At 71.7% G+C, this 18,659-nt stretch carries 19 protein-coding genes; 2 read left to right on the forward strand and 17 right to left on the reverse strand.

The genetic code is table 11. From position 1 onward, the window contains the following. The 4 genes from MXD60_RS24640 to rimP form a co-directional block, all read right to left on the reverse strand. The coding region (locus MXD60_RS24640; RefSeq protein WP_248821739.1) for a translation initiation factor IF-2 N-terminal domain-containing protein at positions 1-557 on the reverse strand (557 nt) is incomplete at its 3' end. 217 nt (positions 558-774) lie between these two features. Next, complete coding sequence (locus tag MXD60_RS24645) at positions 775-1,110, reverse strand: YlxR family protein (RefSeq protein ID WP_308222592.1); 336 nt, start codon at positions 1,108-1,110, stop codon at positions 775-777. Between the two features lie 5 nt (positions 1,111-1,115). Then, a complete protein-coding gene (gene nusA, locus MXD60_RS24650; protein WP_248821740.1) occupies positions 1,116-2,213 on the reverse strand; it encodes a transcription termination factor NusA in 1,098 nt (365 codons plus the stop codon). After that, positions 2,210-2,959 (reverse strand): ribosome maturation factor RimP, encoded by a 750-nt coding sequence (gene rimP / locus MXD60_RS24655; protein ID WP_248821741.1) that lies wholly within the window; start codon positions 2,957-2,959, stop codon positions 2,210-2,212. Before rimP ends, nusA begins: the two co-directional genes overlap by 4 nt. A gap of 411 nt (positions 2,960-3,370) precedes the next feature. Here rimP and MXD60_RS24660 point away from each other — a divergent pair, with 411 nt between their 5' ends. After that, entirely contained in the window at positions 3,371-4,024 is a 654-nt protein-coding gene (locus MXD60_RS24660) for a hypothetical protein (RefSeq protein WP_248821742.1), read from the forward strand. Then, positions 4,021-4,533, forward strand: a complete 513-nt coding sequence (locus MXD60_RS24665; RefSeq protein WP_308222593.1) for a DUF4439 domain-containing protein — start codon at positions 4,021-4,023, stop codon at positions 4,531-4,533. Before MXD60_RS24660 ends, MXD60_RS24665 begins: the two co-directional genes overlap by 4 nt. 59 nt (positions 4,534-4,592) lie before the next feature. On the opposite strand, the gene MXD60_RS24670 is transcribed toward MXD60_RS24665, so the two are convergent. From MXD60_RS24670 to MXD60_RS24730, 13 genes are all read right to left on the reverse strand, one after another. After that, a complete protein-coding gene (locus MXD60_RS24670; RefSeq protein WP_248821743.1) occupies positions 4,593-5,048 on the reverse strand; it encodes an RrF2 family transcriptional regulator in 456 nt (151 codons plus the stop codon). Between the two features lie 86 nt (positions 5,049-5,134). Continuing rightward, on the reverse strand, positions 5,135-6,175 hold the full coding sequence (locus MXD60_RS24675; protein ID WP_248821744.1) for an ABC transporter permease: 1,041 nt from the start codon (positions 6,173-6,175) through the stop codon (positions 5,135-5,137). Further along, positions 6,165-6,926 carry an ABC transporter ATP-binding protein gene (locus MXD60_RS24680; protein ID WP_248821745.1) on the reverse strand — a complete coding sequence of 254 codons (762 nt, stop codon included), beginning with the start codon at positions 6,924-6,926 and terminating at the stop codon, positions 6,165-6,167. Before MXD60_RS24680 ends, MXD60_RS24675 begins: the two co-directional genes overlap by 11 nt. A 64-nt stretch (positions 6,927-6,990) precedes the next feature. Beyond that, the gene (locus MXD60_RS24685) at positions 6,991-8,067 is read right to left on the reverse strand and encodes an ABC transporter substrate-binding protein (protein WP_248821746.1); all 1,077 of its coding nucleotides are present in this window, start codon (positions 8,065-8,067) and stop codon (positions 6,991-6,993) included. Positions 8,068-8,328: 261 nt separating this feature from the next. Next, positions 8,329-9,180 carry a GNAT family N-acetyltransferase gene (locus MXD60_RS24690; protein WP_248821747.1) on the reverse strand — a complete coding sequence of 284 codons (852 nt, stop codon included), beginning with the start codon at positions 9,178-9,180 and terminating at the stop codon, positions 8,329-8,331. Between the two features lie 11 nt (positions 9,181-9,191). After that, the gene (gene ispG, locus MXD60_RS24695; RefSeq protein WP_248821748.1) at positions 9,192-10,346 is read right to left on the reverse strand and encodes a flavodoxin-dependent (E)-4-hydroxy-3-methylbut-2-enyl-diphosphate synthase; all 1,155 of its coding nucleotides are present in this window, start codon (positions 10,344-10,346) and stop codon (positions 9,192-9,194) included. Positions 10,347-10,470: 124 nt separating this feature from the next. Continuing rightward, positions 10,471-11,655, reverse strand: a complete 1,185-nt coding sequence (locus tag MXD60_RS24700) for a M50 family metallopeptidase (RefSeq protein ID WP_248821749.1) — start codon at positions 11,653-11,655, stop codon at positions 10,471-10,473. Between the two features lie 76 nt (positions 11,656-11,731). Next, complete coding sequence (gene dxr, locus MXD60_RS24705) at positions 11,732-12,955, reverse strand: 1-deoxy-D-xylulose-5-phosphate reductoisomerase (protein WP_248821750.1); 1,224 nt, start codon at positions 12,953-12,955, stop codon at positions 11,732-11,734. Positions 12,956-13,123: 168 nt separating this feature from the next. Next, entirely contained in the window at positions 13,124-14,437 is a 1,314-nt protein-coding gene (locus MXD60_RS24710) for a plasmid partitioning protein (protein WP_248821751.1), read from the reverse strand. Continuing rightward, a complete protein-coding gene (gene rlmN / locus MXD60_RS24715; RefSeq protein ID WP_248821752.1) occupies positions 14,424-15,659 on the reverse strand; it encodes a dual-specificity RNA methyltransferase RlmN in 1,236 nt (411 codons plus the stop codon). Before rlmN ends, MXD60_RS24710 begins: the two co-directional genes overlap by 14 nt. 81 nt (positions 15,660-15,740) lie before the next feature. Then, positions 15,741-16,703 (reverse strand): phosphatidate cytidylyltransferase, encoded by a 963-nt coding sequence (locus MXD60_RS24720; protein WP_248821753.1) that lies wholly within the window; start codon positions 16,701-16,703, stop codon positions 15,741-15,743. Between the two features lie 141 nt (positions 16,704-16,844). After that, a complete protein-coding gene (gene frr, locus MXD60_RS24725; protein WP_248821754.1) occupies positions 16,845-17,402 on the reverse strand; it encodes a ribosome recycling factor in 558 nt (185 codons plus the stop codon). Positions 17,403-17,756: 354 nt separating this feature from the next. Further along, positions 17,757-18,371, reverse strand: a complete 615-nt coding sequence (locus MXD60_RS24730) for a translation elongation factor Ts (protein ID WP_248821755.1) — start codon at positions 18,369-18,371, stop codon at positions 17,757-17,759. Between the last annotated feature and the right edge of the window lie 288 nt (positions 18,372-18,659).

The raw sequence follows: 18,659 nt of genomic DNA on the forward strand, positions 1-18,659 counted from the left end.
CCGGTGGTGCCGGTGGCACCACCGGTGGCCGCGGGCGGCCCGGCTGCGGGACGCGGAGGACGCGGCCCAGGAGTACCGGGACGCGGGTTCGGCCGCCCGCCAACAGGCGCGGCGGGAGCGGACGGCGCCGCGGGAGCCGGGGCGGCACTGGCCGCAGCGGGCTGCGGGGCGGCCGGGGCCGGCGCCGGAGCCGCCGGAGCGACCGGCGGCGTGGCGATCGGCGCGGCGGGCGCCTGCGGTCCGGGAACCGGGCCCGAGCGGGGCGCCGGGCCAGGCCGACCGGGCACGGGACGCGGGCCGGGACGCGGCGCGAGACCGGGGCGCGGCGGCGGTCCCGGACGGGCGCCGTTACCCGCCGGACGCGGCCCGGGACGAGTACCCGAAGCGGCCCCACCCTCGGCGGGGAACGCTTCCTTCAGCTTGCGGACAACGGGGGCTTCGACGGTGGATGACGCGGACTTCACGAACTCGCCGAGGTCCTTCAGCTTGGCGAGCACGGTCTTGCTGTCGACACCAAGCTCCTTGGCGAGCTCGTGTACGCGGGCCTTTCCTGCCACGGTGCTCCTTCTTTCGGCCCGCGGTCCGTGCCCGCGTAGCCTCGTTACCTGCTGGTCGTGATCATGGCTGGGTGCTCATTGAGCGATCATCGCTGTCTCGACCTGCTTCCCTGTCGACGTCTTCTGGCGCCGCCGGCGTCGGCACGGGCACCTCGGTAGCCGGCGTCCGTCCCGTCTGACCCGGGTTATCCGCTGCCGCGAACCAACCCTTACTTCTCTACCCGATTTTTCCTCGGTCTGTAGCCGCTCCTGCCACCCGATCCCGCGGACGGGATCCGGCGGCCTCGCACCGGGGCCGCTCCAGATACAGCCTGACCTGCTTCGATCCGAACGGACCAGGCGCTCTCAGGGCCCGCGAAAAGGCCCTGCGCCGCTCCGCGAGATCTAGGCAGGCAACGTCCGGATGCACGTGCGCACCCCGACCATGCCTACGGCGACGAGCGTCCGGCAGGAGCTCGCCGCCGTCCACGACGATACGCAGTAGGTCAGAACTCGGCGCACGGCTTCGACATCCGATACAGGTACGGATGGGCTCCGCACGACACGCCATCATTAAGTCTATCCCGCCCGACCCCGCGAGTGGCCACCGGCGGTGGGAGACCGGCGTGGCACCGTTGGCGGACCCGCCCGCCTCGGCGCCGCGGCGGGCGGCGTGTCCGTCGGCGCGCCCGCGGCCTGCTCGCCGTCCTCCGCGTCCGAGTGGATGTCGATGCGCCAGCCCGTAAGGCGGGCCGCCAACCGGGCGTTCTGCCCTTCCCGGCCGATCGCGAGTGACAGCTGGTAGTCCGGGACGACCACGCGTGCGGACCGGCTGGCCAGGTCGGTCACCTCCACCCGGGCAACCCGGGCCGGCGACAGCGCGCTGCCGACGAAGGTCGCCGGATCGGCGGACCAGTCCACGATGTCGATCTTCTCGCCGCGCAGCTCGGCCATGACGGCCCGCACCCGGCTGCCCATTGGGCCGATGCAGGCACCCTTGGGATTCACCCCGGCGACCTTGGACCGCACGGCGATCTTGCTGCGGTGCCCCGCCTCCCGGGCGATCGCGGCGAGTTCCACCGTGCCGTCGGCGACCTCGGGCACCTCCAGTCCGAACAGGCCCTTGACCAGCTCGGGATGGGTGCGCGACAGGGTGACCGTGGGGCCGTGGGCCCCACGGGCCACGTGCACCACATAGCACTTGATGCGATCACCATGCTCGAGCCGCTCGCCGGGAACCTGCTCGGCCGGCGGCAGCACGCCCTCGATGGTGCCGAGGTCCACGAGCACCACCCGCGAGCCGGCCCGCTGCTCGTGATGCTGCACCACGCCGGAGACGATCTCGTGCTCCCGGTCGGCGTACTGCCCGTAGGTGGCCTCCTGGCTCGCCTCCCGCAGGCGCTGCATGATGACCTGCTTCGCCGTCATCGTGGCGATCCGGCCGAAGTCGTCCGGGGTGTCGTCGTACTCGCGACTGGTCCCGTCGGGACCTTCCTCCCGAGCGAGGACGGACACCTCTCCGGTGGTCCGGTCGATGACCACCCGCGCGTCCGGCGCCGACCCGGCGGTGTGGTGGTATGCCGTGAGCAGGGCGGTCTCCATCGCCTGGACCAGAGTGTCGAAGGCGATGTCCTTCTCCCGCTCGATGCCGCGCAGCGCTGCCACGTCGAGCTTCACGGGGTCATCTCCTTACCGGCCGGGCCCTGGGCATCGACCTGACGGCCCTCGTTGTCGGATTCCGGCCCCGGCCCCGCCGGAAGATCTGCGACTGCCGTCGAGTCCGGAAGGTCCACGGAGCCCGGCGCCGCATCCGACGTCTCACCAGAGAGATCATCATACTCCACGGCCGAGAACTCGACCTCGACGGTTGCCCGCGCGACCTGGTCGAACGCCACCCGCGCCACCCGGCGCCGCTGTGGGCGCCCCTTCCGGGCCGGCCCGGTGGGCACGGCCAGGTCCGCGCCGGACTCGTCCGCGGACAACACCCGACCCGACATGGTCTCGCCGTCGTGACCGCGCACTGTCACCAACCGGCCGACCGCCCGCTGCCAGTGCCTGGGCATCGTCAGGGGCCGGTCCACTCCCGGGGAGGTGACCTCCAGGACGTAGGTACCCGCCACCAGCTGGTCGCCTTCCGCGTCCGCCGCGTCGAGGAGATCCGAGACAGCCCGGCTCGCGTCGGCGACCGCATCCAGGTCGACCCCGCCGGCCCGGTCCACGATCACGCGCACCGTGCTGTGCGAACCCGCCCTCGACACGGTGACATCCTCGAGATCGAAGCCGGCCTCGGTCAGGCCGGCCGCCAACCGCTCACGCAACGCCGGCCCGACGGTCCGCGCCCGCCGGGCGCCCCCGGCCGATCCCCGGCTCCGGCCACTGCCGGACTCCCCCGCCCCTGCCACCCGCGCCGTCCCTTCCCGCATACCTGGTCATCCGGTCGCCCGGCCATCCGGTCGTGAGGACCGGTCGACGGCGCCCGGCGGCTGGTCCGCGGCCGCCGTCCGATCGCGCGCCGGCCCGGCCCGCATCCCTGCTCCGTCAGCTCTTCACCCGTTGGCCGGCGTCCACCACCACGGCCGGGCACCCCTGAGAACCGGCGCCGACGCGGGTGAACGGTCACACGCGGCACACGCCTGTCACCGCACTGATCACAACCGGCCGCCCGGGGCCACCGGGGACGATCGACCGACAGGTGAGATCCATAGCCTACGTCCACGAGCGCCCGGACCTGGAACAGCCCGCGCCCCATGGGTTCACCCCCGTACCGGTGGCTCACCCGGGAGGGGTCGGACGGGCGTCGGACCTGCGCGCCGCGATGTGCGAAGCTCGGGACCGTGGACCCGGCCCTGCGCATTCCCCCGTCCCGGCGGCGGCTTCTGGCGGGGCTCGGCGGCCTGGCGCTCACCGGCGCGGCCGGGGCGCTCTGCACCGGTTGCACGACCACGACCCACCTCGCCGAACCGGACCTGGGGCTCAGCCCCACGGACGTGGCCGCGGCGCGCTCGGCCGTCGCCCGCTCCACCGCCCTGGCCGCCTCCTACCGGGCCGCCGCGGCGCGGCATCCGTCCCTGCGCCTTCTCTTCGACGCCCTGCAGACCCATCACGAGGTCGCGGTCGCGACGCTCGACGCCCAGGTCCCGGCCGCGGCCGGCGCGCCGGCAACCCCCGGCGGCCCCCAGGACCGCCCGGCCCCGCCCGGCACCACACCGGCGGTCGGCCAGACCGCCGTCTCCGGGGCGGGTTCCGGCGCGCCGGCGGCCACGGTGGGCGTTGACGAGTCGCCGTCGGCCCGCGTGGCGACCCTTACCGCTCTGCACACCACGGAGGGGACCGCGGCGGCCACCGCGCGAACCGACAGCCTGCGCGTGAGCGGCACGCTGGCGCCGCTGCTGGCGAGCCTGCACGCGGCCGGCGCGGCGCAGGTCGAGCTGCTCGGCGGCTACCTGGCCCAGGCTGGCGGCGCCGCTTCCGGCGGAGTGGGCGGATGAGCGCCGCCGGCTCGGCGGGACGCATTCTCGCCAGCGGTTCCGACGCGGTGGGTGACGCGCCGACGACCACCGTCGGGGTACTGAGCACCATGGTCGAGGCCTGCCACGCCGCGATCTACGTCGCCGCGACCGCCGGCGGCGCGCTCGCCCCGCTCGGTGCGCCGGCCGCTGTGGCACGCCAGCTCGCCTATGGCGCGTGGATCGCGCACCAGCGGTTGCGGGACGATCTCATCACCGCGATCGAGGCCCGCGGCGCCAGCGCGCCGCCCGCGCTGCCCGCCTATCGGATCCCCGCGGCGCCGATCACCGTGACGACCGCGCTGCAGTTGCTCGCGCAGGTCGAGGACACCTGCGCCGCCGCGGCGCACGACGCCACCGCCGTGCTCACCGCCGACACCCGGCGGCTTGCCGTCGACGCGCTCGGCGGGATGGCGATCCGCGCCCAACGGGCCCGCCTCGCCGCCGGCCTGCCACCGGCGACGGCGACCCGGGCACTGCCGGGTACCTGAGGCCGCAGCACCGCCGCGGCCGCCAGACCCCCTTGACCGCACGGCCCGCCGACTCACCCTCAGCGGGTGGTCCAGGCTCCCGGATCGTTACTGAGAGTCGTCACATATTCGGGCAGACGCCCGCTCGCAACGTCCGCGAGCGTCACGTGCTCCAGCACGCGCCGCAGGTTCACCCGCACGGCGATCCACACGTCCTGCAGGTTCTTGGCCGCACCCTCGTAGTTCGCCTCCTCCGGCCGCCGGCCGCGGACGCTGGCGAGCGGCCCGTCGGTCACCCGGATCACCGCGGCGACGGTGATCTCGTCGGCCGGTCGGCCGAGCTGGTAGCCGCCGGCGGCGCCGCGGCGGCTCTGCACGAGCCCGGCACGGCGCATATCGGTCAGGATGTTCTCGAGGAACCGCAGGGGAAGATCCTGGGCCACGGCGAGCGCCTCGCCCTTCACCAGCTGACCGTCACTCGCCGCCAACGTCAGGAGTGCGCGCAGCGCATAGTCGGCGCGAGCGGAGATCTGCATGGATCTATTCTGCCGCCCGCCGCCCGCCGGCGCTCTCACCAGGCCCGCGACAGCCTCGCCGACCTCGTGGTCGCTGGCCGGATCACTCACCCGGACCCGGAGTCCGCGGCGGGGCTGATTCCCGCGCCGGCCTCCACGGCGTCGAAGCCCACGGCGGCGGGCACGGTGGCCGGCTGCCCGGGTCCACCCGCGGAGGAGCGTCCCCGAGCGGCCCGTACCGCGGAGTTGCCCTCCGCGACCAGGCCGCGGCGCTGCCGCATCCGCTGGTCAGCGACGTTGAAGATGGAGTCCACGATGACCCCGATGACGAAGATGGTGATCATCGAGGCCATCACGCCGACCGTGTCGCTCAGCTCCCGGGAGTTCTCCAGATCTGCGCCGACCGACGGATGTCCGGGCACGATCACCAGCAGTTCGCCAGCCATCAGACTGCGCCACGCGAACGCCCAGCCCTGCTTGAGCCCCGCGAGCACGGAGGGCAACGCCGCGGGCGCGACCACGTGCCGGTAGAGGGAGAACCCCTTGGCGCCCATGCTGCGCCCGACCCGGACCAGCAGCGGCGGCACGTAGTCGACGCCGTAGATCACGCCGTTGGCGATCGAGGGCGCGGCGCCGAGGATCACAACGAACATGATCGCGGACTCGCTGAGCTGGAACAGCAGGATCGCCAGCGGGAACCAGACGATCGAGGGCATGGTCTGCAGCGAGGTGATGAAGGACCCGACGGCCGTACGCAGGAACCTGAAGCGGGAGACCGCCACGCCGACGACGCTGCCGATCACCACGGCGAGCGCGTACCCCTTCAGCGCCCGCACGAGCGTGCGGGCCAGCGCATCCCAGAAGTGGCCGGTGCCGACGCGGTGAACGAACTCGGTCAGCGCCTTCATGGGGCCGGGCAGCACGTAGGTGGGCTTCCAACCGCTCCACACGACGAGCTGCCACAGCAGCAGGAACAGCACCAGGGCGCCGAGCTTCGGCCAGGTCGCTGCCCAGGCCCGGACCGCCAGCGGCCGCCGCTGCACGATCGGTATGTCGAGCGCGTCGAGCCCGGCCAGCGCCGGATCGACGTCGGGCGCGGACAGCTCCCTGGCCTGGGGCCGGCTGACGACCTCGGTCTCAGTGGCCATGGCGGCCCACCTCCTCACGCAGACGGGTGGTCACCTTCGTGGCGAGTTCGGCGACGCGGGTGGAGTCGATCCGCCGCGGCCGGTCGATGTCGACGTCGAAGATCTCGGCGACCCGGCCCGGTCGGGACGACAGCAACACGATGCGGTCGCCGAGCCGCACCGCCTCGCGCACGTCGTGGGTGACGAATATGACCGTGACGCCCGTCTCGCGCCAGATCCGCTCGAGCTCGTCATGCAGCAGGTCGCGGGTCATCGCGTCGAGGGCGCCGAACGGCTCGTCCATACAGAGGATGTCGGCCTCCTGCGCGAAGGCACGGGCGAGGCTCACCCGCTGGCGCATGCCGCCGGACAACTCGTGCGGACGCCGGCCCGCCATGCCCGCCAGGCGGACCATCGCGAGCAGTTCCTCGACCCGCGCCTGGCGCTGCGCCCGGCGGATCTTGCGCAGCCGCAGCGGCACCTCGACGTTGCCGCCCGCGGTCAGCCACGGCAGCAGCGCGGAATCCTGGAACATCATTCCGACCCGGCGACCGGTGGTGTCCACCGTGCCGGTGGTCGGGGCGTCAAGGCCGGCGATCAGGCTGAGCAGGGTCGACTTGCCGCAGCCCGACGCGCCGAGCAGGCAGAGGAACTCGCCGGACCGGACCTGTAGCGAGACATCGTCCAACGCGTGCACACGCGCGGCGCCGGAGCCGAAGAACCGGCTCACACCGTCGATCCGCAGCGCGGTGTCGGACAGGACAGCGGTCACGGAGCACTCCCCCGTTGCATGGCCTGGGCGCACCCCGCGGTGGCGGGGTGCGCCCAGGGGCGGATCAGGAGTCGGAGACGGTCGGCTTGCCCTGCTTGGACAGGACGTCGTTGAGGATCGTCAGGTCGAAGATCCCGTCAAGCCTGGGCTTCTTGAGCAGCCCGAGGTCGGAGGCGTGCTGGGCGGACAACACCAGTGACCTGGCGATCGGGTCGGCCGTGAACGTCAGCGACTTCCACGACGAGGCCAGCACGCTGTCGGTCAGCGGCTTGCCGGTGAGCTTGCCCACCGCGGTGTTCGTGACCTTCGCGGCGGCGTCCTTGTCCGCGTTCAGGCCGTTGATCGCCTCCACGTTCGCGGTGACGAGCCGCCGGACGATCTCCGGGTTCTTCCTGAGGTAGTCGGTGCGCACGATGAGCAGGGTCGTGACGAACTGACCCTTGGTCTCGGGCCACTGGTCGGCCTCGTTCACCAGCACCTTGCCGCCGGCCTCGACGAGGCGCGACGCGGTCGGCTCGGGCACCCAGGCGCCGTCGATGGCCTTGTTCTTGAAGGCGTCGACGGTGAGGGCGTTGTCCTGCGGCTTGATCGAGACGTCGCCGCCGCCCTGGGTGTCGGTCTTCAGGCCGTTCTTCTTCAGGTAGTACCGCAGCGCCACGTCCTGGGTGTTCGCCAGGCCCGGGGTGGCGATCGTCTTGCCCTTGAGCTGGGCGGCCGAGGTGATGTCCGGCCGCACGACCAGCGAGGCGCCGCCGGAGGTGGCGCCGGAGATGATCCGGATCGCCTCGCCGTTGGACTTGATGAAGCTGTTGACGGCCGGGTTCGGGCCGATGTAGCCGGCGTCGATGGCGCCGGACAGGATCGCCTCGGCCTCCTGCGTGCCGGAGTTGAACGTGGAGGGCTTGAGCGTGACGCCGGACCCGAGGTCCTTGGCGAAGATGCCCTTCTCCGTGCCGTAGAGCGCGGGCGCGTGCGTCAGGTTCGGGAAGTACCCGAGCCGCAGCGTGCCGCTGGCCTGTCCGGGTGTGGAGCTCACCGAGGTGCCGTCACTGCCCGAGCTCGAGCAGCCGACCACCGCCAGCGCAAGCGCTCCCGCGGTGACCAGTGGCGTCAGCGCGCGCCACAACCTGCTCGGTCTCATGTAAACCCCCAGTTCACGCGCGTCAAAACCGACGCCACGCATGTCGATCGATGCCATCGGGATGGTAAGCATGCCAGATCGGCCAGATCCTGGCCATGCGCCGACATAGGCCCGACATGGTTCAGTAACAATTCATCGACGACATCACGACACAAGGGACGAAAGGGGCATCGCCGGGCAGGTCGGTGGGGCTCGAACCCCGACAGAGCGCGGCGGCCAGGCACTGCGCGGCCGTCTGGAACAGGACTGCGCGGCCGCCGCCTAGAACAGGATCGAGGCGAAGGTGCCGACGCGGCGGAAGCCGACCCGCTCGTAGACCCGGCGGGCGGCGTGGTTGAAGTCGTTGACGTACAGGCTCACCTGAGGGGCGAAGGCCGCCCTGGCCAGCGCGACGACGCTGGCGGTGCCGGCCGCGCCGAACCCGCGCCCACGCAGGGAGGGGTCGACCCACACTCCCTGGATCTGACAGACGTCGCCGGCGACCGCGCCGATCTCGGCCTTGAACAGCACCCGGCCGTCGACGATGTGCGCGAACGAACGTCGCTGCCCGATGAACTCGGCGATGCGGGCGCGGTAGAGGGTGCCGCCATCCGCCATGACCGGCGACACGCCGATCTCCTCGGTGAACATCGCGATGCAGGCCGGCAACAGCACATCGAGCTCGTCCGGCCGGACAGGCCGGACGAGCGGGTCGGGGGCGACCAGCGGCGGCCCGTCTATGACGAGCAGCGGCTGGTCGGCCCGGACCTCACGGGCCCGCCCCCAGGTGGGTTCGAGATAGCGCCACATCGTCATCACCGACGACGAGACCCCGACGACGGACGAGCACCGGCGGCCCTGTCGGCGGGCCCGCTCGGCGAAAAGCCTCGCCGACGCGGGTCCCGCCGCCACGGGCCAGAGATTGGCGCCGGAGTAGCACAGCGCCGCCAGCCGGCCATCGACCGTATGGCCCCACATCTCGGCACCCAGCCGCCACGGGTCGAGCCCGGCGGCCTCGACCCGTGAGGCAACGAAGACGTCGGCAACCGGGTTACGGGCCAGCAGCTCACGCACCGCGGGAAGGTCCCGATCGTCCAGCAGACGCGTCGGCGCGGAACGCAGCGGCAAACCCATCCGACAGGTGCCTAGCTGACAGTAACTGTGGGCTCGCCGGAAGGCGTGCCGCCGTCCGTCATCTCCTCGGCAAGCCGCATGGCCTCCTCGATGAGGGTCTCCACGATCTGCGCCTCCGGCACCGTCTTGATCACCTGGCCGCGGACGAAGATCTGGCCCTTGCCGTTGCCCGAGGCAACGCCGAGGTCGGCTTCCCGAGCCTCGCCGGGCCCGTTCACGACGCATCCCATCACGGCGACCCGCAATGGGACCTCCATACCTTCGAGACCGGCGCTGACCTGGTTGGCGAGGGTGTAGACGTCGACCTGCGCCCGCCCGCAGGAGGGGCACGACACGATTTCGAGCTTACGCTCCCGTAGTCCCAGGGACTCCAGGATGGCAGCGCCGACCTTGACCTCCTCGACCGGCGGCGCGGACAGCGAGACCCGAATGGTGTCGCCGATGCCCTCGGCGAGCAGCGCGCCGAACGCAACCGAGGACTTCACGGTGCCCTGGAACGCCGGACCCGCCTCGGTCACGCCAAGGTGGAGGGGGTAGTCACACGACTGGGCGAGCAGTCGGTAGGCCTGGATCATGACGACCGGGTCGTGGTGCTTGACCGAGATCTTGATGTCGCGGAAGTCGTGCTCCTCGAACAGCGAGCACTCCCACAGCGCCGACTCGGTGAGCGCCTCGGGGGTGGCCTTGCCGTACTTCTGGAGCAGGCGCTTGTCGAGCGAGCCGGCGTTGACCCCGATCCGGATCGGGGTGCCGGCGGCCTTCGCCGCGCGGGCGATGTCGCCCACCTTGTCGTCGAACGCCTTGATGTTCCCCGGGTTCACCCGGACCGCGGCGCACCCGGCGTCGATCGCCGCGAAGACGTACTTCGGCTGGAAGTGGATGTCCGCGATCACGGGGATGGGCGACTTGCGAGCGATCGCCGCCAGCGCGTCGGCGTCGTCCTGGCTCGGCACGGCCACCCGGACGATCTGGCACCCCGAGGCGGTGAGCTGGGCGATCTGCTGCAGGGTCGCGTTGACGTCCGAGGTCAGCGTCGTGCACATCGACTGGACGGAGACCGGTGCGTCACCCCCGACCGGGACGGTGCCCACATTGATCTGCCGGCTCTTGCGCCGCGTTCCAAGCGGCCGGGCCGGAGCGGTTGGCATGCCCAGAGTAACGGTCACGTTGTCCTCACTGGCGAATCGGAAAAAGGTTCAATGTGCGACTGATTCGGCCTGTCGGCTGCGGGACGCAGGGCAGTTACACGCACGTGACCCGCGCGGCACCGCACTGGTCACTCGTGCGGGATCACTGGTTCAGGCGGACGGGGTTGACGATGTCTGCGGACAGGAGGAGCAGGCTGAACCCGAGCAGAACGGCAACCGTGGCGTACGTGGCTGGTAACAGCTTGGCGAAATCCACTTTTTGTACAGGTCCACGGTAACCTCGCAGCCTGCGCAGACCATGCCTGGCCTGTTCGAAGCCGAGGACGGCGATGTGGCCACCGTCCAGCGGCATCAGCGGCAACAGGTTGAAGATGCCGAACGCGAGGTTGATGGCGGCGACCAGGATGAGGAACTGGCGCACCCGGTCGAGCGCCGAGGTGTCCGGCGCGGAGGCGACGTCGCCGCCGAGGCGGGCCGCGCCGACCACGCTGATGAAGCCCTGCGGATCGCGGTCGTTACTGAAGATCTTACCGAGGTCGTCGAGGCGGTGGGTCAACGTGGTGTACATCCCGGTGAACCCGCTTCCGATCACCCGGAAGGTGCGCGGAACAGCCTCGATCGGGTTGTACCGCACCGTCTCCAGACGGGGACGGACGCCGAGCGCACCGACCCGATCGTCGCCGGCCTCGCCGGTGACGCGGTCACGGCGGACCTCGACGAGATCCGGATGCAGCGTCAGGTCCGCCCCGTCGCGGTGGACGACGAGAGTCGCCGGGCCGGCACCGTGATCGCGCACCCGGCGGGTGAACTCCTGCCAGGTCCGCAGCGGAGCCCCGTCGAAACTGACGATCCGGTCCCCGGGACGCAGGCCGGCCGCCGCCGCAGGCCCCGGCCCGGTGCAGCTGGAGGTTGTCGCCACGCAGCTCGTGCTGCCGATTTTCGACTCGCTGACCTGCGACAACCCCAGGCCGACCAGAACACCATAGATCAACACGATGGCGATGAGGAAGTGCACGAACGACCCGGCGGCCATGACGACCAGCCGGGCCCGCGCACGAGCGTTGTAGAACGCCCGCGGCTCATCCGCGGCGTCGATCTCCTCCAGCGGCGTCATTCCCTCGATCTTGACGAAGCCGCCGGCCGGGATCAGCTTGATGCCGTACTCGGTCTCGCCACGCTGACGGGACCAGATCGTGGGACCGAAGCCCACGAAGAACTTCGATGCCTTCATGCCGTAGTGGCGGGCCGTGACGAAGTGGCCGCCCTCGTGCGCGACCACGGACACGAGCAGCGCCACGGCGAACGCCACGATCCCGAGAATCTCCATCAGGCCTGCCTCCGCCGCGGCGGACACCGCCGAGCCGCCACCGCTGCCGCTCGGCTGGCCGTGGGCGTGGGGTGAATCACACCGTTTCCCGTTCGCTCGCGCGCTGGATCAGCCGCTGCGCCGCGGCCCGCGCGTCCCGTTCGGTGGCGAACACCTCGTCGAGGGTGGGGTGATCGACGACGTCGTGTTCGGCGATGACCTCGGCCACCAGGTCCACGATACGGACGAAGGGCAGGCGCCCGGCAAGGAAGGCGGCGACCGCTTCCTCATTGGCCGCATTGAACACCGCAGGCGCCGTTCCACCTCGGCGACCGGCCGTGCGCGCGAGATCCACCGCCGGAAAGGCGACGGTGTCGAGCGGCTCGAAGGTCAGCGCCTGGGCGCGGGTCCAGTCCATCGGCGGTTGTGCCTCGGGCACCCGGTCCGGCCAGCCCAGGGCCAGCGCGATGGGCAGGCGCATGTCGGGCGGGGACACCTGGGCGATGGTGGACCCGTCGGCGAACTCCACCATCGAGTGCACCAGCGACTGCGGATGGACGACGACCTCGATGTCGTCGTACGGCACTCCGAAGAACAGGTGTGCCTCGATGAGTTCGAGGCCCTTGTTCATCAGGGTGGCCGAGTTGATCGTCACGAAGGGGCCCATGTCCCAGGTCGGATGGGCCAGAGCCTGCTGCGGGGTGACCTTGGCGAGCTCCTCCCGCCGGCGGCCGCGGAACGGCCCGCCGCTCGCCGTCAGGACGAGCTTGCGCACCTCCTCCTGCCGCCCGCCGCGCAGGCACTGGGCCAGCGCCGAATGCTCGGAGTCCACCGGGACGAGCCGGTTCGGGTCGCCACCGAGCGCGTCGAGGACCAGTGGGCCACCCGCGACCAGGGACTCCTTGTTCGCGAGCGCCACCGTGCGCCCCGCGGCGAGCGCCGCGAGCGTCGGCGCGAGGCCGACGGAGCCGGTGATGCCGTTGAGCACGATGTCGCAGGGCCACGCGGCAATCTCGCTGGCCGCGTCCGGGCCGGCGAGGATCTTCGGCACCGGGAACTCGCCCTTGCGGTAGCCCCGCCTCGTCGCCTCGGCGAAGAAGGCGAGCTGTAGGTCCTGAGCGGCCGAGGCCGCAGCCACCCCCACCGCCTGCACCCCGAGGTCGAGTGCCTGGGCCGCGAGCAGATCCACCCGGGAGCCGCCACCCATCAGCGCCACCACCCGGAAGCGCTGCGGATTGCGGCGCACGACGTCTATGGCCTGGGTACCGATCGAGCCGGTGGACCCGAGCAGAACAACTTCACGCAGGTTCGAAGCCTCCACCACACGACCATTCTCGCAGGCCGGTCGGCGGCTCGGTGCCGCCCTGTTCGGTTCATGACAGGTGCCACCCGAAGATGCGCAATGGGTCCAACGGCGGTCACCGGCCATGACGTCCGCTCCACCGCCTCCTGCCGGACGGTCCACCACGGCCTGGCGAGGTGGACCTACTCAGCCGTTCGAGGCCGTGGGCGAGGGTGTTGCCGTCTCCGCCGGCGTTGCGCCCGGCTCCGTCGTCCCGGCCGATCCGGCGTCAGCAGGCGGCGTCGCGCTGACCGAGGGTGACGGTTTGCTCGACGCGGCGGGCGCCGTGGGCGCGGTACCCGGGGATGGTGAGCCTGGTCTCAAGGGGGGCACTGACGAGCCAGTCGCCCCGCCCTCGCCGCCCGATCCCGAGGCAGGGGTGTACCCGAAGTAGATGAGCACGATGCTGGTGGCCTTGAAGGCGTCCGCGGTCGGGCCGAGCGACGGGCGGGCCTGCGCGCCCGGCCAGGTATGTCCCGCGCCCGTCATGGCCAGCAGGGCGACGCCGCGGCCGCTCGGGCAGCCCGGCCACGTGGTGCGTGACCACGCCGCGGTGTCGTGGGACGTCTGCGTCGCCCCACTGCAGCCGAGCGCGGAGGCGTAGCGGGCGAGCCGGTCGGATGCCGACCGCGCGACGGCGGCGGCGAACGGAGCCGACCGGGGCGGCCCACCCCCGTCGATGGGCGCGATCGTGTCGACCGTCCCGTGGATCTCCAGCAGGCTCGTCGTCGGCCTGGCGCAGGAGACGGGCAGGACACTCGCGCCGACCGTCACCGCGGCCGCGAACCGATCCGATAGTCCGCACAGGTCGGTGAGCACCATGTTCGCGCCATCGCCGTAGCCGGTGGCGAACGTCCGGTGTGCGTCGAGGCACATCCGACCCGTGAGCTCGTTGAGGAGCAGACCGGTGAACAGGACGTCGTCCGGGCCCACCGCGGCGGAGCGCGGGAAGTTCCAGCGCGCCTGGGCGCCGATGGGCGCGGCGAGGACGAAGCCGGCCTTCGTGGCCTGGTCGGCCAGCCCGGTGTAGGCCTCCAGGTCATCGGTGCTCTGGTTGAGATCGTGGAAGGTGAGGATCAGCGGCAGCGCGCGCGCCCCGGTCGCACCGGCGGGCACGGCCAGGACGTAGGAACGCTCGACGCCGGCCACCCGCAGCGTCCGGGTGCTGATACCGGCCGGCAGGGTCCGCCCCGTGACGCATCCGCTCTGCGGCGGCGGGGGCACGGTCGGCGTCGGTGACGTCGCGGCTGCCGCGCCACGGTCCTGACTGCTGTTCGGACCGGCCGCCGCCGGATGCGCCGCGGTCGAGTCGGCCGGCCCGGGATCCCGCGAGGCCGCGTACCACAACAGAAGCAGCAGCACGCCGACCGCCGCTGTGATCGGCAGCCAGACAGTGTTCGTGGTGCGCGTGCGGTGCCGCAGCGATCCGCGGCGCCGGCTCGCGGGGCTACCGAGGGACACTGGTTCCGTCAGCCTGGCCGCCTGCCACGCCCGCCGCCCGGCGCGGTCCTCGCTGCGCCGCCGCAGTCGGTTCGGCGGCCAACTGGCCGCACGCGGCCGCGATCTCCCTGCCCCGGGTGTCCCGCACGGTCGTGGCGATGCCGCGCTCACGCAGCCTGCGGACGAACGCACGCTGGCCCGCGGGGGCGCTGGCCTGCCACGACGACCCATCGGTCGGGTTGAGCGGGATGAGGTTGACGTGGGCGAGGCGGCCGGCGAGCAGGGCCGCGAGCGCCTCCGCCCGGTCCGGGTCGTCGTTCACTCCGTCGATCAGGGCGTACTCGATGCTGATCCGTCTGCCGGTCAGCTCGGCGTACTCCCACGCGGCCGCGAGCGCCTCGGCGACCGGCCAGCGGTTGTTGATCGGGACCAGGGTGTCGCGAAGCTCGTCGTCCGGGGCGTGCAGCGACAGCGCGAGGGTTACCGGCAGCCCCTCGGTTGCCAGCCGGCGCATGGCCGGCACCAGGCCCACCGTGCTGACGGTCAGGCCGCGGGCCGACAGCCCGAGCCCCTCCGGGGGCGCGGCGACCAGCCGGCGCAGCGCCGTCGTCACCGCGGCGTAGTTCGCCAGCGGCTCACCCATGCCCATGAACACCACGTTCGACAGCCGCGCCGGCCCGCCCGCCAGCTCACCGCGACGGATCACCCGGGCGGCATGGACAACCTGCTCCACGATCTCGGCGGTCGACAGGTTGCGGGTGAGCCCGCCCTGCCCGGTCGCACAGAACGGACAGCCCATGCCGCAGCCGGCCTGGCTGGAGACGCAGACGGTCGCGCGGTCCGGGTACCGCATGATCACGGATTCGAGCAGCGCGCCGTCCGCCGCGCGCCACGCGGTCTTACGGGTCCGGCCGTCATCGCAGCTCTGCGTCCTGGCGGCGGTGAGCAGCCGCGGCAACAATGCGTCCACGAGCGGGCCGCGGACGCGTTCGGGCAGGTCGGTCATCGCGTCGGCGTCGTCGGCGTCGATCAGCCGGGTGAAGTAGTGACGCGAGAGCTGGTCGGCGCGGAACGCCGGCTGGCCCAGCGACACCGCGACCTGCCGGCGTTGCGGCCCGGAGAGATCCGCGAGATGCCGGGCCGGCCGGGTGGGCCGGCGGGTCAGCGACAGGGCGACGCGCCCGCCGTCCCCGGCGGGGGCCTGCCCGTCCGGGGACACGGAATCAGCGGTCGTGGAAGTCATCGCGGGGTCCAGTGTGCCAGGCGGTTGCCGCCCAGACGAATGCGGCAATCGACCACCGAGGGCGGAACGCGGCCGGCGCCACTAGCTGAGGAAGGCGGTCAGCAGCAGCCAGGCGATGGGCGCGGTACACAGCATGGAGTCCAGCCGGTCCATGATCCCGCCGTGGCCGGGCAGCAGGTTGCCCATGTCCTTGATGCCGATGTCCCTCTTGAGAAGCGACTCGCCGAGGTCCCCGATGGTGGCCGTACAGGCGGTGGCCAGGCCGAGAAGTACCCCCTGCCAGGCGTGCGCGCCGAGGGGCCAGCCGACCAGGGTGGCACCCATCGCCATGCAGGCGATCAGGGAGCCGGCAAACCCCTCCCAGGACTTGCCCGGGGACACACTCGGCGCCATCTTGTGCCGCCCGCCGGACAGCACGCCGGCCGCGTACCCGCCGACATCACTGGCCACCACGGTGGCGATAAAGGCCGCGACCCGCCAGCTTCCGTCGGACGGCGCGGTCAGCAACGCCGCGAACCCGGCGGGAAAGCCGCCGTAGCCGGCCACAAAGCCAATGCCGGCGATGTCGCGGATGAGCCCGTCCGCCGGTCCGGCGAGCCGAACCGCAATCCCCGCGCCCACGGTGGCGGCCAGTGCCAGCACCAGGCCGGTCGTACCGGCGGCGTACGCCACAGGCGGCATCGCCAGCGCCCCGGCGACAAGTGGGACGGTCGGCACCCGCACCCCGGTGAGACGCACCGCGCGGATGATCTCAGTGGTCCCCACGGCGACAGCCACCGCGACCACACCGACGAAGGCGGCCCGGAAAACGGCCAGCGGCACGATGATGACCGCACCTAGCAACAGACCTACCGCGATCGCGGCCGGGAGGTCCCGGCCCGCGCGGGACCTCCGAGGCGGGTTCGGTGCGGCCTCCTCCGCCAGCGGGGCACCGGCCGCAGAGGTGGGAGTCGACCCGACCCGCGTCTGGGCGGGGGCTTCGAGACCTTCCGCGCTCTCGTGCTGATCGCCGTCAACCACGGCTGGGCCGTCGATCGCCGTCATGTGGGCCTGCATCTCGCCGGAAGCGGACAGTACGGGCGTCAGCCCCGCAGCTCACGGCTCGCCCTGGGCGCGTCGTCCCGATCGGGCCCGTCCGGACGGATCGGGGTACGACATGCACTTCGACAGCCGGGACGCGCGGAGTCAGACCGACAACAGGTCCGACTCCTTGATTCGCAGCAGCTCGTCCACCTGCGCGACATACCGATGGGTGGCCTCGTCCAGGTCCTTTTCCGCCCGTCGGCCCTCGTCCTCGCCGGCCTCACCGTCGCGGACGATCCGGTCGATGCTGTCCTTGGCGTGCCGCCGGATGTTGCGGATGCTGACCCGAGCTTCCTCGGCCTTCGTGCGCGCCACCTTCACCAGGTCACGACGCCGCTGCTCGGAGAGCTCCGGAAAGACGATGCGGATGATCGTGCCGTCGTTACTGGGGTTCACGCCCAGGTCCGAGTCGCGGACCGCCTTCTCGATGGCGCCGAGGGACGACTTGTCGTATGGCGTGATGATCACCATGCGCGGCTCGGGAATGTGGAACGAGGCAAGCTGCTGAACCGGCGTCAGCGCACCGTAGTAGTCCACCAGAATCTTGGAGAAGACTGCGGGCGTGATGCGGCCGGTGCGGATGTTCGCGAAGTCCTCCTTGGCGACCGAGACGGCCTTCTCCATCTTCTCCTCGGCATCGAGAAGCGTGTCGTCGATCACCGCTGTTCCTTCCGTCCGCTCCGACTCGCCGACATCCACCCGGCACCATGGGCTGCGGTGCGCGGCTGCCCGGCCAGGACACCATCACCCACGATCCACGGGGACGACACTGGCTGCTGCCCGGGTACACGGGAGTCCGCCCGACAACGACTGCCGCCGTGACCCGTAGGAGCAGTGTCCCGCACGAGGTCGCCGACGGGTGGCCCGGGGTGACACGCCACGCCGGACGCGCCAACGAACCGTCTGTCGGCCTAGAACCATGCGATATCCGACACGCCACCTGGGCGCCCACCGCGCCGCGCACCCGGATCGGCGGGCGGTCGCAGCGACCGTCCGCCGATCCGGGCCTCGCGGTCAGGCCTGCCGAATGTTGAAGCGAGCGAACCGACCAACCTCGATCTTCTCGCCGAGGGAGGCAGCCGCCTGGTCGAGCAGAGCACGAATGGTGATCTTGCTGTCCTTCACCCAGGCCTGGTCAAGCAGCACGGTGGCCTTCACGTACCCGTTGACCCGCCCATCGACGATCTTCGCGATCGCCTGCTCGGGCTTGCCTTCCTCGCGGGCGGCCGCCTCGTAGATCTTCCGCTCCGCTTCGAGGACCTCGTTCGGAATCTGCTCCGGCGAGACGAAAAGCGGGTCGGCGGCAGCGATGTGCTGCGCAAGGTCACGGGCGAGCTGCTTGAAGTCCTCGGTCTTCGCCACGAAGTCCGTCTCGCAACGCAGCTCGACCATGACGCCGAGGGTCGGCGGCAGCTGCGGATCCGTCCGGTGCAGGTAGGACTCGACCAGGCCGTTGGCCGCGCTGCGCGTTGCCCGCTTGGCGACCTGCGCCTTGCCCTTTTCCCGCAGCCAGGCCTTGGCCTTCTCGACGTCGCCGTCGTGGTCGACCAACGCCTTCTTGACGTCGCTCATCCCGGCCCCGGTCAGCTCCCGGAGCTTACGGATGTCAGCGGCTGTGATGTCTGCCATGGTGCTCTTCTCGTCGGTGTGGGTCGAATGCTCTCGTTGTCCTACGGGCGCCGCTGGTCACCGGACGCCTTGGGCGGCCCACGCCGGAGCCGATCTGTCGGCTCCGGTACCAAGCGTGGGACTCGCGACGAGGATCTCCTGGTGGCCCGGTGGGCCACCATCGCCGCAGGCTGCGCCCGATCATCAACAGCGCCGGCGGCCCGACCCGCCGCGAGCCGCCGATCCCGACAGGCGCGCCGAGCGCCACGGGGGCGCGGGGCGCCCCCGGGGGCGGCGCCCCCCCCCCCC

It is taken from the genome of Frankia sp. AgB32 (genome assembly GCF_023243045.1).
Lineage (GTDB): Bacteria > Actinomycetota > Actinomycetes > Frankiales > Frankiaceae > Frankia.

Excerpts from the sequence above, each read along its gene's own strand:
- MXD60_RS24645 (WP_308222592.1), bottom strand. The coding sequence starts at position 1,110 with ATGATGGCGTGTCGTGCGGAGCCCATCCGTACCTGTATCGGATGTCGA.
- rimP (WP_248821741.1), bottom strand. The coding sequence starts at position 2,959 with ATGCGGGAAGGGACGGCGCGGGTGGCAGGGGCGGGGGAGTCCGGCAGT.
- MXD60_RS24665 (WP_308222593.1), top strand. The coding sequence starts at position 4,021 with ATGAGCGCCGCCGGCTCGGCGGGACGCATTCTCGCCAGCGGTTCCGAC.
- MXD60_RS24670 (WP_248821743.1), bottom strand. The coding sequence starts at position 5,048 with ATGCAGATCTCCGCTCGCGCCGACTATGCGCTGCGCGCACTCCTGACG.
- MXD60_RS24675 (WP_248821744.1), bottom strand. The coding sequence starts at position 6,175 with ATGGCCACTGAGACCGAGGTCGTCAGCCGGCCCCAGGCCAGGGAGCTG.
- MXD60_RS24685 (WP_248821746.1), bottom strand. The coding sequence starts at position 8,067 with ATGAGACCGAGCAGGTTGTGGCGCGCGCTGACGCCACTGGTCACCGCG.
- MXD60_RS24690 (WP_248821747.1), bottom strand. The coding sequence starts at position 9,180 with ATGGGTTTGCCGCTGCGTTCCGCGCCGACGCGTCTGCTGGACGATCGG.
- MXD60_RS24700 (WP_248821749.1), bottom strand. The coding sequence starts at position 11,655 with ATGGAGATTCTCGGGATCGTGGCGTTCGCCGTGGCGCTGCTCGTGTCC.
- rlmN (WP_248821752.1), bottom strand. The coding sequence starts at position 15,659 with ATGACTTCCACGACCGCTGATTCCGTGTCCCCGGACGGGCAGGCCCCC.
- MXD60_RS24720 (WP_248821753.1), bottom strand. The coding sequence starts at position 16,703 with ATGACGGCGATCGACGGCCCAGCCGTGGTTGACGGCGATCAGCACGAG.
- MXD60_RS24730 (WP_248821755.1), bottom strand. The coding sequence starts at position 18,371 with ATGGCAGACATCACAGCCGCTGACATCCGTAAGCTCCGGGAGCTGACC.